At 33.7% G+C, this 16,122-nt stretch carries 7 protein-coding genes; all 7 read right to left on the minus strand.

All coding sequences use genetic code 11. The annotated features are described in order from the left end of the window. Positions 1-14: 14 nt before the first annotated feature. Positions 15-3,272 (minus strand): SusC/RagA family TonB-linked outer membrane protein, encoded by a 3,258-nt coding sequence (locus BM246_RS14955; RefSeq protein WP_074938984.1) that lies wholly within the window; start codon positions 3,270-3,272, stop codon positions 15-17. Between the two features lie 994 nt (positions 3,273-4,266). Continuing rightward, positions 4,267-5,160, minus strand: coding sequence for a hypothetical protein (locus BM246_RS14960; RefSeq protein WP_133969166.1), 894 nt, complete (start codon positions 5,158-5,160; stop codon positions 4,267-4,269). An 11-nt stretch (positions 5,161-5,171) separates the two neighbouring features. Next, positions 5,172-6,665 (minus strand): SusD/RagB family nutrient-binding outer membrane lipoprotein, encoded by a 1,494-nt coding sequence (locus tag BM246_RS14965; protein WP_042499106.1) that lies wholly within the window; start codon positions 6,663-6,665, stop codon positions 5,172-5,174. Between the two features lie 10 nt (positions 6,666-6,675). Further along, a complete protein-coding gene (locus tag BM246_RS14970) occupies positions 6,676-9,783 on the minus strand; it encodes a SusC/RagA family TonB-linked outer membrane protein (protein WP_042505224.1) in 3,108 nt (1,035 codons plus the stop codon). Positions 9,784-10,253: 470 nt separating this feature from the next. Next, positions 10,254-11,393 carry a hypothetical protein gene (locus BM246_RS14975; protein WP_042505222.1) on the minus strand — a complete coding sequence of 380 codons (1,140 nt, stop codon included), beginning with the start codon at positions 11,391-11,393 and terminating at the stop codon, positions 10,254-10,256. A gap of 26 nt (positions 11,394-11,419) precedes the next feature. Further along, on the minus strand, positions 11,420-12,847 hold the full coding sequence (locus tag BM246_RS14980) for a SusD/RagB family nutrient-binding outer membrane lipoprotein (protein WP_074938986.1): 1,428 nt from the start codon (positions 12,845-12,847) through the stop codon (positions 11,420-11,422). 11 nt (positions 12,848-12,858) lie between these two features. Then, complete coding sequence (locus BM246_RS14985) at positions 12,859-16,113, minus strand: SusC/RagA family TonB-linked outer membrane protein (RefSeq protein WP_074938988.1); 3,255 nt, start codon at positions 16,111-16,113, stop codon at positions 12,859-12,861. Positions 16,114-16,122 lie beyond the last annotated feature (9 nt).

Genomic DNA, 16,122 nt, shown 5'->3' on the forward strand with positions numbered 1-16,122 from the left:
TATTTTTTTTTAAATTAGAATTTAATTCTTGCTCCTACCGTAATTGTAGATAATGGTGCGTAAGTATATGACGTTGTTGCTCCAGTCTCAGAAGTATTAGGATTAAAACCTGCTCTAGCACTGTTAATAAATAAATTATCACCCGAAACCCATAAGTTGATAGATTTGATTGTGTTATTTACTAGGAAGCGAGATGGTAAGTTATATCCAATTCTAGCATTGTTTAAAGATATGTAATCTGTTGAAGTAATGAAACGAGAAGACGTTGAGTTTACTTGAGTATTTACATCACTTATTAATTTAGGAACGTTAGTAACATCACCAGGAGCTTTCCAGCTGTCTCTAATATCTGTAGACCAGTTGTTAGAACCTGCTTGATCATTACTTACTAATCTAGCATAAGCAGCATCATAACCGTAACCACCTAAGCTATATGCAAATTGCGTACTAATTGTGAAATCTTTGATTCTTGCATTAAGTCTAAAAGCACCTCGGATATCTGGTATTGCAGAGTGTCCTGTGTATTTTTGAGTAGCATCGGCGTAAACATTTGTTGTTGTTTTCTTGATGTCTGTGTTGTTTGGATTATCATTTTGGTATTGAGATAAACTAGCGATAGATTCACCTGAATCTACAACGTCATTACCATTAGCATCAAAATAATATTGATTCCAAAGTGGATCTCCATTAGCAGTATCTACACCAGCCCATTCTCTAATATAAAAATCATATAAGCTATGTCCTTTTGAACGACCATAATTTCCACTTTGATCTAGCGTTTTTTCAAGACCAGTTGCTGTTTCAATAGGCATTTGTGTTAATTCATTATTTAATATCTCACCGTTAAAAGCAAAGTCTAAACTGTAGTCAGCTTTGTCAATGATATGTGTAGTGATATCAAATTCTAATCCTCTATTTACCAAAGAACCGTCATTAACTGTAATTAAAGATTCCGAAGAAGAAGGAGCTAATCGCTTATCAAATACTAAATCGTCAGTATTCTTAACGTAGTAATCAATGTTAGCATCAACGACATTATTGAAAGCTGTAAATTCAATACCTGTTTGGAACATTTTTGATGTTTCCCAGGTTAAATTAGGATCTTGAATAGAGTTAGGCACTAAAGAAATACCACCTAATAAGTTGTTTATTTCATAAGTGTTTTGTCCACTATAGTAATCAGCTCCAGCTTCATCACCAACTAAACCGTAACTCGCTTTTACTTTTAAAAAGTTTATTGCATTAGAACCCTTTAAGAATTGCTCATTACTCATTACCCATGAAGCTCCTACTGAACCAAATGTGCCCCATTTATCTTTAAAGAATCTTGAAGAACCATCTCTTCTGATAGACCCTGTTAAGTAGTAAGTATTGGCGAAGTTGTAGTTTGCTTGCGCGAAGTAACTTTCAATAGATCTTTGTAATCTGTATCCTGTAGGAGGAGAAGAACTTACAACATAGTTGTTTGCTTGATCAAGTCCGTTTTGAAGGTTTACAACATTAGATTTACTTACTGTAGCATATTCGTATTTGTTCTTGTTTGTTTCGTGTGCAGCTAAAATGCTTATGCTGTGAGATCCAAAAGTATTAGAATATCTAAGTAAGTTTAATAAGTTTTGTGTAATATCGGTTGTGTTCACTTTAAATAAACTACCGCTTTGTCCGGCTGCTGATCCATAAAAAGGATTGTTTATTACATTTCTAACTCTATTGTAATATTGAACACCATAACGTGTTTCATAAGTAAGGTTCTTAGTGATATCAAATTTCATTGAGAAACTACCATTTACCGAATGACGATTGTTACCATCTTGGTCATATTGAGAATCTGCAATAGCATTGGTTAATCCACCAAAACCTCTATTTACACCGTAATCATACTGGTTTCCACCATATTTTGTGTCTGGTATTGTATTACCATCAGCATCTCTTGTGAATAATGGGTAGATTGAAGGAATGTTATCTGAAAACCAAAATACACTACCTGAATCTTCAGATTGTCCGTTTGCTAAAGTTTCACCATAAGTATATCCTAAATTAGCAGTAGCTGTTAACCATTCTTTCGGTTTATGGTTTACGTTTAATCTTGCAGAGTAGCGTTTGTAAGATGAATTTTTTAAGAAACCTTTTTGATCTAAATATCCAAAAGATGAAAAGTACTTTGTTTTCTCAGTACCACCACTCATTTTTAAGTTAGCTTCAGTTAAGAAAGATGCTTGGAAACCATAATCAGCCCAGTCTTCAGGAGTGTATTTCGTTGTTACACCAGCACGAACTTTTCCAGTTGCAGGATCAATTAATTCTGAAACGTTATTTACGTTATAGTTGTTGTATTCTGAGTTAATACCTCTAGCAGAGTATAAATATTCATTCGCATAAGCAACAGCATCATTATTTGGGTCAAAACTTAACGTTCTGTTTCCCATAGCCATCCATGATAACTCTACATATTCGTTAGCGCTATCGATAACGTCATATCTAGGAATTAATTGAACATTTACACCAGTTTTTACATCAACTTCCACTGAAGAAGTTCCTTTTTTCCCTGATTTTGTAGTTATCAAAATAACTCCATTTGCACCTCTAGCTCCGTAAATAGCAGTAGCTGTAGCATCTTTTAAAACTGTTGTAGTTTCAATATCGGAAGGGTTTATTGAGTTTAAACTCCCGTTATCAAAACGATCTCCATCAGAATCAAAAGAAGATGTTGTCATTGGAACACCATCAACTACATATAAAGGATCTCTGTTTCCGTTAACAGAACCAAAACCTCTAATACGTATTGTTGCAACAGTACCTGGTTGACCTGAAGTGTTAATTACATTTACACCAGCAACCTCACCTGCAAGGGCTTGAGATACATTTGAGAAGGTTTTAGCTTCTAATACACCCGCTTTGATTTCTTTAATAGAACCAGAAAAGGCTTGTTTTGTACTTGTACCGTAACCAACAATTACAACTTCTTCTAAAGCTGCTGCATCTTCTTGCATTGTTACATTAACGGTGTTGGACTGTCCAACCTTTACTTCTGTGCTAGCATATCCAACAAAGCTAATTACAAGAACTGCTCCTTGATTAGCCTTAATAGCATATGCTCCATCGAAATCTGTTGAAGTACCTGTTGAAGTACCTTTTACTAAGACTGTAGCTCCTGGTAACGGTAAACCAGAATCATCTGATACTGTTCCTGAAATTGTCTTTTCTTGTGCAAACGTTAGTTGCACAACAAACGCTAATAGTAGCGTTAGTATTCCACTAAACTTTTTTTTCATTTTATAATTATTTGAATTAGTCGGTGCCAAAAATCACTATAAAAAGTTAATAAAACAATAAATAATGGTTAAAATTCTTGTTTTGTGTTATGATTTTGTAGAAAAACTTGTAAAAGAGTTGAAATCTGTAGTTTGACTGAAGGAAAGTTAATATTTAAGAGATTTATTTGGTAATTTGTTAATGCCTTTTAGTAAATTTTTAATTGTTTGAATAACTTTTTCTACTATTAGGGTTAAATATTTTTCTTTCAAATTTAAAGAGAAAAGGTTTCGGTGTCTTACTGTTTATTATTAAATAATAGTAAATGGTTTTAAAAGATAAGTAAGTGTTATTTTTAATAACGAATAATAATGTTTAATCTTAATTAATGGTTTAAATCAATCTCCTTTTTAAGTTTACTTAATTGAAAACTTGAAATGAAGCTGAACCTCTTAAATTACCTTCTCTTTTAAGTATAGTTTGTATTTTTGCGAGTTAAAGTAGATGCTTCTGGTCTGGCTAAATCATCTCCGTATTCACTATATACTACTAAGCTGTAACATCGCCCATCGCATAATGTTATAGAGATGCTAGTTGAAGCAGTTTAATCTAGAAAAGCTGTACTCGTACTGGGAACAACTATGACCTTCAACGTCAAAAATCTCATAAGATATTTCACTTCCATAGCTATCAAAATTAAAATTAAGAGTACCACTTACTTCTACGGTGCAAGTTTGCTTGGTTTGGATATTAAGTTGAAACTGATGTGTTAACTGGATTTACACCATTAGTAGGCATTAAATTAAAAACTACATCATTAAAGGAATTTAAGGTAATAATCTGCTATGGCTATAGTAAATATTCCTTTATTACTGTTTGCATATATAGTGAATGATGTAGGGATATTGTAAAACATTAATTGTTTGTTTTTTAAAAAATACTGTATAAAATAAAACGGTCGGTAAACATTTTGTTTACCGACCGTTTGGATACTAAATATAACTTTATTAAAAATTAGTTTTGTCTCACTAATTTTTCTAAGAATTCTCTAGTTGCACCTGTTCCTCTGTCATAACCTGTAGTTAATTCTACAATATGTTTTCCATCAGACATAAGTGTTTGTTTGTTTGTTGTATCATCACATGTAACCATTTCAAATACGCTTTTTGCACAATTCATGATTGGAGACCCGTTTAGTAACGTTGGTTCTCCTGCAAGATCAGTATCCAAAACAGTAATAACGTTTGTATCTGGATCTACAGTAAAGTAAAAATCATTATCATCTGGCCAAAATGCAATACCAACATGTTTGTATAAATCTGGAGATACGGCAGCAATAGATACAGTACCTGAATAGTTTGCAATAAAAGATCCAGAATTCCAATATTCACCTACTTCAACATCATAAGTTCCTGCTAAAGTAGTTTCAGGAAGTGCTTTTAATGTTAAAGCGATTGAGTTAACATCTGATACAGCTTCTGAAGATTCAACGATTTCTAAAACGATGTCCTTAAAATCGAAAGGAACAAGATTACCTGTTAATACAACTATCGATGCATTGGCAGTTTTTTCACCTGCAGGAATTGTAAATGTAGTTTCACCTAATTCAAACTCAACACCTTCTTTTGCTGGAGAATCTGGGCTAGCTGCAATAGTAACCGTTACATCTCTGTCTAAAGGAACATTTTTTCCTCCAAAGAAAGTAATTGGAATTTCATAATCTATTGATGTAACAGCAGGATCTAAAATAATGTTTAGTTCATCTGTTGTGTTTTCAAATTGAGCCAATATTGGACCTTGTCCAAAATCGATTTTTGTGTCGTCTAATAACGCATCACAAGAACTTAGGGTGATAAGACTCCCTAGAGCTAGGACAAAAAATGTCCTGATAAATTTAATTTTTTTCATTTTTATATTTTTTATTTCCAAAATGGAGCGTTAGTAAATACATCGTCTGCAGTTTGTGTAGGTACGTTGTTCACGTTTCTTGCGTATTCTGAAGATGGGTATAATAATCTTATTGGTCTAACACCATCAGATTCAGCAGGAATAGGTAATCCAGCAGGGTAACCTGTTCTTGTTAAATCAATCCAAGATTCGATAGAAGATGTTCCATTTAATGCTACCCATTTTTGAGTGATGATAGCTTGGATTTTGTCTGTTGAATCATCCCAACTAACATTAATGATATCTTGGTTATAATAGGTTTGAGCTTCATTTTCAGCATCTTCAACACCTAATTGTACGAAAGAAGCAGTAATTGCAGCTTCATATAAAGCTTGAGCAGCAGCATCTCCACCTGGTAAATATCCTCTTACAGTAGCTTCTGCTTGTACAAATAGAGCTTCAGCTTCAGACATGACAATTTGATCTTGGTCTGCACTTACTAATAATCCAGGTCCTACTTTTGATAAATCATCAGATGTAAATCCTACACCAGGTAAAATAGTAGACTGTTCAGCTCCTTTATAACCACCATTAGCAGCTTCTTCATAAAGTCTTTCTAGTCTTGGGTCGTTTGCATTTGTTAAAAAAGCAAGAGCATATTCTGAAGCAACAGTAAAATCTTTTCTGTTTTGTTGTGCTCCGTTTGGCTGTACAAAATAATCGAAGAATGGACTCTGTTGATTGTCACTAGCTGTATAGCCAGGGTTAACACCTGCAGTAGCATGTATAAAACCTCCACCATTAGCAGTAATATCTGCTATTTGAGAAGCGATGTAAGCATCTTGACCAGTGTTGCTCATTCTTACAAGCATTCTTAATCTGATACTGTTAGCAAATTCTACCCAGTAATCCATGTGACCTTCAAATAAAATATCTTGAGTTCCAGGGTCTTCTGCTGCAGCAGAATTATTAATTAAATCTACAGCAACACCTAAATCTTCGATTACACTTTTGTATATGGTCTCAGCGTCATCATAAGCAGGAGTTGTATTGTCTCCTCTTAAATTAGCTTCAGTATAAGGTACATCACCATATAGGTCTACTAACATTTGGTATTGAAAACCTTTTACAATTTTAGAAATTGCTTTGTAGTTAGAATAGTCAACAGCTCCAGAAGGATCTTCGTAATTTTCAATGTAAGTAAGGTTTTTGAAAATTGTAGCGTACGAAGTTTCAAAAATATTTGAAAAGTCGTCAGCACTAAAGTTATATCTACTGTATATAGCATTCGCAGACCAGTTAGAAGGTGTAGCCCAGTTAACAACTAACTGATTCCCTAAATAGGTCATTGTACGTCCGTTTAATTCTCCGAAATCTTCAAGAGCAACTGGTAGTGTTAAACTAGGAGTCGATATTGATGGATCATTAGGATTTTCGTTGACATCTAAAAAGTCATCGCAACTCACACTAACTATCGCTAGAGCAAAAAGGGATAAAATTGCTTTTTTCATTTTTATATTTTTCATTTTTATTTTTTTAGAATGTTAAGTTTACACTCATACCAAACTGTCTTGTAGGAGCTGTTTGATTTTGGTCACCTACACCAACTGCATTACCAGTGGTAAAGTTAAATTCAGGATCTGTAGTAACATTTGAAGCTGGTCTCCAAGTCACTAAATTTCTACCAAAAAGTCCGATAGATAAATCATCGACACCCATTGCTTTTAAGGCATCACCATCGAAAGTATAAGATAATAAAACTTCTCTAAGTTTTAATGTCGTTGCATCAGAAACATAGTTTTCTTTGATTTCACCATATGAATCCCAGAAAGCGTTACCACCACCACTTGTTAATCTATTATCGTTAGCTACATAACCACCATTACCATCAGAGTAAGAAGAGTTAGGGAAAACGAAAGGTTGTCTTCCTGCAGTAGCACTGTGTTGAGATAAACCTGTAAATTCGATAGCATCTACAATAGCATTGTAAAATACGTGACCTGTTCTATAATCTGTAACTGCATATAAGTTCCAGTTTTTATAGCTAATGTTTGTGTTAAGACCTAATATGTAATCAGGAGTTGTTTTACCTTGGATTTGGTTTGTTGGATCTTGAATTGGATCTCCATCATCACCAACAATAATTCTTCCTTGATCATCTTTTAAGTAAGATGTTGTTCTTAATTGTGGGTAAGGTTCTCCTACTTTAGCAATAACTTGAGCAGAATCAAAACCTCCAAGACTTAATTCATCAACACCATCAGCTAAAGAAATAACTTCAGACTTAATTGCTGCATAAGTTAAACCAACATCCCATTTAAAGTTGTCTGACTTTAAAATGACTCCGTTCAAGTCTAATTCTATACCTAAGTTTTCAATTTCACCTACGTTTACTACAGCTGTAGATGCTCCAGAGGCATAAGATATACCTGCATTTACGATTTGGTCTGTAGAGTTTGTTTTATATCCTGTTATGTTAGCAGTAAGTCTGTTTTTGAAAAAACCAGTTTCTAAATTTACTTCTAAAGAAGTTGTAAATTCAGGGTTTAAAGCAGGACTTGGCACTGTACTAGATTGAGATAAACCAACTGTTGTTCCATAAGGGAAGCCTGTTGGAGCAAAGAAGGTACCTTGAGTTCTGTAAAGCCCTGGATCGTTACCAGTTTTTGTTAAGTTAACACTTGCTTTTAAGTAGCTTAAGCCTCTGTCAGATGTAATATCGAAAGCATCTGTTGCAGCAAATGATAAACCTGCACCATAGTAAAAGAAAGAGTTACCATCTTTAGGTAAGGTTGAAGACCAGTCATTTCTACCAGTAGCAGATAAGAATAAGTAATCTTTAAAGCCTAAAGTGAAATCTCCATAAACACTCATTCTTCTATAGTTACGTGTTCTTTGGTTGCCAGAACCAGAGTCAGGGAAATCACCAGCTAAAATATTACCTGTAATTGTTGAAATGTTATAGAAATCAGGGATAATTAAGTCGTTTCCTGCAACTGCTATAGCGTTATCATCTTCGATTCTTGTGTTTTGTCCAGTAGTTAATTGAACATTGAAATCTTCAGAAATATCTTTGTTAAATTTTAACATGAAATCTGAGTTTAATCTAGAGCTTGTTAGCATAGCATCTGCTGTACGTGCACCATACTCATCCATTCTAGCATACGTATTTTCTAATTCGAAAGCGTATGTAAATGCTCCATATTCTCTTTTAGTAGTAGTATTAGATCCTGTATAACCAACATTTAAAGATGCAGTTAACCAATCTGTAATTTCATAATCAGCGAAAGCAAGAACGTTAAATTCATTGATATCACTTTTCAATCTTTGCGTGTCTACAATAAAGTAAGGATTTTCATAGAAAGCAAAGTAAGATGTTTCATTTCTTGTAAACTCTCCTGTTCTCCAGTTTTTCAATTGCTCCATTGGTAAGTGTAATGGAGTGTTTATAATATTCCAGTATAATGGTCTATCTTGACGTCCACCTGCTCCAACTACGTTTGAATGAGATCTAAAGAAAGATAAGTTACCACCAACACTTAGTTTGTTGTATTTTTTACTTCCTTTTAATCTAAAGTTTGTTCTGTTGTAAGCATCGTTAGGAACAATACCTTCAGTGTTTGTTTGATCTAAAGACATTAAAAATGTTCCATTATCATCACCACCACTTACAGTTATACCATGTCTCACTGTGCTACCTTGTCTGAAGAAATCTTTATGGTTATCTTCAATTGGTGTAAAAGGCACTTGCCATACATCTCCATTATCTAAAGTTTCACTAGCGTCAACTAAACGACCATCAAAACGAGGTCCCCAAGCAACATTTTCTAGAGGGAATAAAGTTCCATCAGGAAATCCACCAACACCAAATTCATTTTGGAATTCAGGTAAATAAGCAGCGTTTTCTACTTGGTAAGATCCGTTGTAAGTAACTTTTAATTTTCCTTTACCAGTTTTAGTTGTTACTAAAACAACACCGTTTGTTGCTTCAGAACCATAAAGTGCAGCTGCATTTGCTCCTTTAAGAACACTTACATTTTCAATGTCGTTTGGGTTAATACGGTCTAAAACACCTCTGTCTGATGGGAAACCATCAATAACAACAAGTGCTTCGTTGTTTCCTAATAAAGATCTGTTACCCCTTAATACAATTCTAGTACTTGGGTTAACACCGTTATTAGTTGTGTTAATTTGTAAACCTGCAACTTTACCAACCATTGCAGTTGTTACATTAACTGCTTTAGTTTTGGTGATGTCTTCATTTTTTAAAGTTGATACAGAGTAGGAAAGCTCTTTTGCATTTCTTTTAATACCTAATGCTGTAATTACAACTTCATCTAAAGCAGCGGCATCTTCTGCCATTGATACGTTAATTGAATTGGACGATCCAACAGCAATTTCTTTCGATGCATATCCAACAAAACTAAAAACCAAAGTAGCGCCTTGATTTGCTTTAATTGCATATTTTCCATCGAAATCTGTTGAAGTACCTGTTGAAGTACCTTTAACTAAGACTGTAGCTCCGGGTAACGGTAAACCAGAATCGTCTGATACTGTTCCTGAAATTGTCTTTTCTTGTGCAAACGTTAGTTGCACAACAAACGCTAGTAATAGCGTTAGCATTCCACTAAACTTTGTTTTCATTTTATAATTATTTGAATTAGTCAATGTCAAAAATCATAATAAAAAGTTAATAAAACAATAAATAATGGTTAAAATTTGCTTTTTAGATGTCAATTTTACTGAAAATTGTGGTGTTTGTTAGGAAATTGTAGTTAGATTTAATGAAATGATAAAAATATACATGCTAAATTTAGTATTCTGTAATTTGTTTAGTGTGAAGATTAAAAGATATTAATAAGAGTTTCTTCAAAACGCAGTCTTTGTGTAAGATTTTAACTATATAACAGCTGGTGTTATGGTGGTTAGCTATCAGTTTTTATTGAAAAGTTTTAATTAGCGAAATTTTATTCATGTTTGATTTGATAAGAATTACCTATTTATAAAATAGTTTGGTACCTATTGAAAAGGTATTAATTTTGAAAAGTCGATCACAAAAAAAAGAGACTATCTTTTCAGATAATCTCTTTTTAACATTTTGCAATTAAATTGTACTATTTTATTTCGGCTTCACCAAATTCAATATTAAGTTCAGTTAGGCTTGTTCCTCCGTTCGTTGAAACAACATCTCCTATTTTTATCATACCGTACTCCGTAACATCACGTGTAATTTTGTAGATATATAAATCGCCATTTGTAGCATCGGTAACTTCTGTTTCTTTTGTTCCAGCGTCATAAAGTCTTTGGGCTATTAGTAAATCTTTTTCTGCAAAAAGTTTGTCTATAGTATTATAGTATTCACTTTCACCAGATAAATCTCCAACTTTTACAAAATCTATATCAGTTGTTCCCTCTTTTTCAAAACCAGTAGGGCTTTTAAATTTAATTTCCGCATCTTCATTATTAGTGTCTGTGTAAAAAGTAGCAGTGTCTAAGTTTAATTTATTCTTGGTAAGATCTGAACTTAATATAACTTTTGAACTTGTATCAAAAGTTTGACTTATTATAGGTATATAGGTTTCTAGTGAATCTGTAAGTGTTCCACTGGTAGCTATAAATCTATAATATAATGTGTCTTTTACAGCAAGATTGTATCCGTAAGATGTATCTGTGAAATTGGTGAAAATAATAGTGTCACCATCTACATTTAAAGGAGAGCCAAGTGGAGTAGTAGGAGCGTAAGTTCCTTCTTTTCCTTTTTTCCACTCTAGAGATATGTTATCTATTACTGCAGATTTTGTAGATGCTTCAAATATTAAAGTATCTTCCACTGCTGTGTCATAAATAATGGCGTCTAACCCTTTTTCTAAAGAAAGTGCTTTAGTTATTTTTACAGTAAAATCTTTTGAATAAGGATTTCCATTAGAAAGTGTAGAAACAACGTTAATATCAATTCCGTCTTCTTCATTTCCAATTAATGTGCCTAGAAGAGACGAGTTGAAGGTAGCTGTTTCTGCAGAAACATTTGCATTAACAGTATTTGCTCCTTTTGTCACCGCCATATCTGTAACAATAACATCATCTGCTGTGATAATCGAAAATTCCATAGTATGATTTTCGTCTAGATTACTTATGCTAGACGTCTTTAATATTACGTTAGCGCCTAAATCTGCATAGTCAATTTCTCCCTCGTCTTCGTTACAAGAAATTAGTACGCATATAGGTAAAATAAAAAATATTTTAAGTTTTTTCATAATTTATATTTTTATGACTGTTTTAATTAAAGTTTATCAAAAAATAGTTTCGTTTCTAATTCATCTCCACCAATACTTGTGCTAGCGGCGTTTAAATTAGCTCCGTTCAAAGAAAGTTCAACCGTTGGATATGTAAATCTGTAAGGGGGTTGATCGTTATTTGTTTCAGCATCTGCAGGCGCTGTTAATACTGGAAAATCTAGACGTCTCCATTCAGTCCAGGATTCAAAACCTCTATTGTAAAGCGCTAGCCATTTTTGAGTTCCAATTTTCTGTTTATAATTACCTGCAGCGCTACTGTATGCTACGCTTCCTTGACCTAAGTAAGTGTCAACTTCTGCATCAGTTCCTCCCCAATATTTAATAGAGGCAGCGATTGCGTTATTGTAATTTGTTTCTGCAGTTCCTGTAATAAAGCCTCTTTCAATAGCTTCTGCTAATAAAAATTCAACTTCAAAATAAGTCATTAATGGAGCTTCCAATGTTGGATCTTTTCCAATTTTGTCAGACACGTGAGAGTATTGACTGAATGAGTTTAATTCTCCAGAAATACCACCTTTATAAACACCGTTATATAATGTGAAATAATCATCTCTGCGAGGATCGTTTAATGTAGTCATCATATCCACAATAGTATTTGTAGGAACATAATCATCACGACCAGATAATACTAATGCTGCGTAAACAGGGTTTGTATATGGTGCGGCAGTTTCAAAAGCTATTTTCATGTCATCATCAGCAGAAGTGAAAACACCCGCAGCAACTGCAGCGCTAACCACTGTTTCTGCTTTTGCAGGATCTGAATCGGCTATTAACATACCCATTTGAAGTTTCAATGAGTTCGCAAATTTTAACCATTTTTCAATATCTCCGTTGTAAACAATATCTTCTGATGCTGAAAAACCAACTTCATCAGTTATAAATTTAGAGATTACATTTGTATCTAGTCTGTCTAATAAATCATTGAAAACAGTTTCTTGATTATCAAAAACAGGATTTAAAATATCGATGTCTAATGCCTCTGTATATGGGATGTCTCCAAATGAAGTTACTAAAACGTAGTAAGTATAAATCTCATAAAGTTCTATAGTTGCTATTTTATTTGTTTGCACATCTGGAAGACCTGAAACTAAACTTTTAGATTCTTTAAAGTTTTTTAAAACATCACGATATAAAGTTTCCCAATGAAACTCGTCAATATTTCTTGTTTTTAAATCATAATTAGCTTCATCAGTATACGTTGTTTCTGTCCAGTTTTGAACAATAAGACGAAAAATGTTCTCATTAACACTTGTTTCCGTCATTTGATTAAATAACTTGTACTGTGCGCTTGTAAAAAGAGATGCATCAGTGGTTACTGCAAAATCTTTTTTGTTTACGTTAAGCTCTTCTAAATCTTTAGTACAAGAAAGTGCGACTAAAGCCAAAAGTGCGATTATTATATTTTTTTTCATTTTTCTATGTATTAAAATTGAAGTTTAACATTAAGTGCGTAGTTCTTCGTTGTAGGCAAAGAACCAGATGAAAGACCTTGAATATTACCAGCCCCAAAACCTGTTTCAGGATCTGCATCAGGAATGTTTTTGTGGATAATCCATAAGTTAGAACCTACAAGAGTTATAGATAGATTATCTAATGATAACTTAGATGTAATATCTTTTGGGAAGTTATAAGATAAACTAGCCTCACGTAATTTCACAAAAGAGGCGTCGTAAACAAATTCACTTAATGGTAGTGTTTGGTAACCTGTGCTTCCAAAACCACTAGCGTCTAACCTTGTTGTATTTGGTGTTCCATCTTCTAAAACACCTTCGTAGATAAACCCACCACCATTAGATAGTGTGTTTCTTACAGGGTTACCTAAATCGTTAATAAAATCTGAACTAGCTAAAACTCCTGTAGCTTGCCCATAACGTTGATCTAAAGAGAACATGTCTCCACCGCTTCTAATATCTATAAAGAAGCTAAATGTTAAGTTTTTATAAGAAAGCGTGTTTCTTATACCTCCTAACCAATCAGGATTACCATTACCGATAATTTGATCTGAAGCAGTAGCTAATGGTACGCCATCTGCATCTATTACTTTTTGACCATTTTCATTATACGTATAATCGCTTCCTTTTAAAGCTCCGTAAGATTCACCTATTCTTGCTACAACCTGAGCGTTAAAAGAACCTAATAATAATTCGTCTAATCCTTCAGCTAAAGACACAACAGTGTTTTCGTTCTTAGACCAGTTTACATTAACTTTCCATTTAAAATTGTCTGTTATATCAAATTCGGTAAAAGCGGATAGTTCAATACCTTTATTTTCTAATTCTCCGGCGTTTATAATCTTACTTAAGTAACCTGTAGTTTCACTAACAGAAACAGGTACAATTTGATCTGTTGTATTTGTTTTATAATAAGCAATATCAAAACCAAGATTTGCTTTTTCTAAAAACTTCATTTCTAAACCTATTTCATAAGATCTTGAAATTTCTGGTTTTAGATCTGGATTTTTCTTTGAATTACTTACGGCAGCAGCGGCATTTCCTTGGAAAGATGTTAAACTTGTGTAAGTGTCATTAATTTGATCAAAACCTGTAGCGTTTCCAATTTGTGCCCAGTTAGCTCTTAGTTTACCGAACTTGATTGCTGGTACATCGATGTTTTGAGAAAATATATAAGATCCAGAAACTGCAGGGTAGTAGTATGAGTTGTTAGCAGCAGGTAGTGTAGATGTTTTATCTCTACGCAAGGTACCTTCTATAAATAAGAAATTTTTATAACCAAGGGTTGCTCCAGCATAAAAACTTTGAACTTCTATTGTTTCATCTCTTTCTTTAGGGTTAGGTAATGCATCGGTTGAATTTTGAAGTGAATATACACCAGGTACTTTAAGTCCACCGTTTGTAGCGGCAGTAACCATATTTAAAGTGTTATTTCTAATATTTCCACCTAAAAATGCGCTAAAATCTAAATCATCAGTAATGTCTTTAGAGTAGTTTAAAATCACATCTAAATTTGTTTCTCTAGAATTAATGTTTCTTCTTAAGTATCCTGAAGTTTGGTCATTTCTATTATAACTACCATCACTTCCTTCATTAATACCAAAAGCAGTAGGTACAGATCCAGCAGCTCTTCGTTCTTCTTGTATTTCACTATATTGATCTACAGACGCTTTTCCTGTTATACTAAGGTCTTCTATAATGTCATATTTTAATTGAGCGTATCCTGTAAATCTATTTCTACCATCACTTTGATAGTTTTCGTAACGTGTCCAATATGGATTATCCCAATATATCGGTGTTAAGTCTGTTGGAGATTTTGGGTTCCATGTAATATTTTCACCTGTTTGAAAATAAGCTTCTCTTTGTCTTTGGTAATCAACATTATTTTGTCCCCATTGGCGCATAAAACCAACAATATTATCATTGTATCCTGTTGAGTTTCTACCTACAGTTTCGGTGTTAATGTATGTAGCATATCCCGTTGCTTCAAGTTTATCTGTTAATTGGGCAGTTGTAGCTAAAGAGAATGTGTTTTTGTTTTGAGAACTATTAGGAAGTAATCCACTAGCGTCATAATTAGAGTATGATAGTCTAAATGATCCGGCATCGAATCTTTTCGATACAGAAACAGAATTTGTAAAAGACGTAGGAGTTTGAAAGAAGGTTAATGGTCCGTTCTTTGAAGCTTCCCAAGGTCTTGCAACTCCGTAGGTGTCTGTTAATTGAGGGTATAATGCATCCCATTGAGTTAAGTATAAACTAGAGTCAAATTTAGGGCCAAAAGAAGCATCATCGTTTACGTTAGCGTAGTTATCAATAATTCCATCTCCATTAAAGTCTGATGATTCGAAATTATAATCGTTTCCGCCATAACCAGCTCCATAACCAGTTTGAAATTCAGGAAAAGTACTTCTGTCTATACTTCCAGTACTGACATTAGAAGATATTGTTACAGAGTAATCTTTAGTGTTAGATCCTTTCCCTTTTTTAGTGTTAATAACTATAACACCATTTGATGCTCTAGAACCGTATAAAGCTGTTGCAGCAGAACCTTTTAAAACATTCATAGATTCGATGTCGTCAGGGTTTAAATCCGAAACAGGGTTACCATAATCGTAACCAGTAGCTCCTTGAGATTGAGTTCCTGTGTTTGTGTTTCTATTAGAAATAGGTACACCATCAATAACAAATAAAGCCTGGTTTGATCCTGTTAGCGAGGTTTGACCTCTAATAACAACATTGGTAGAACCACCAAGGTTATTAGTTCTTTGTATAGAAAGACCAGCAACCTTACCAGAAAGTTGATTAAGAACATTGGCTTCTTTTACAGTAGAGATTTCTTCGTTTCCAATTTCCTGAGTTGCATACCCTAAAGATTTTTTACTTCTTTTAATACCTAATGCGGTTACAACAACTTCATCTAAAGTTGCCGCATCTTCGTCCATTGTTACGTTAATAATTTTGGATGCTCCAACAGTTATTTCTGTTTTAGTATATCCAACAAAACTAAAAACAAGGATTGCTCCTTGGTTAGCCGTTATTGAATAATTACCATCGAAATCACTTGAAGTTCCTGAAGAAGTTCCTTTTACTAAGACAGTAGCTCCGGGTAAGGGTAAACCTGCGTTGTCTGAGATTACTCCCGAAATTGTCTTTTCTTGTGCAAATGTTAGATGCACAACAAACGCTAGTAACAGCGTTAGCATTCCACTAAGCTTTGTTTTCATTTTATGATT

It is taken from the genome of Algibacter lectus, from assembly GCF_900112395.1.
Classification (GTDB): Bacteria; Bacteroidota; Bacteroidia; order Flavobacteriales; family Flavobacteriaceae; genus Algibacter; species Algibacter lectus.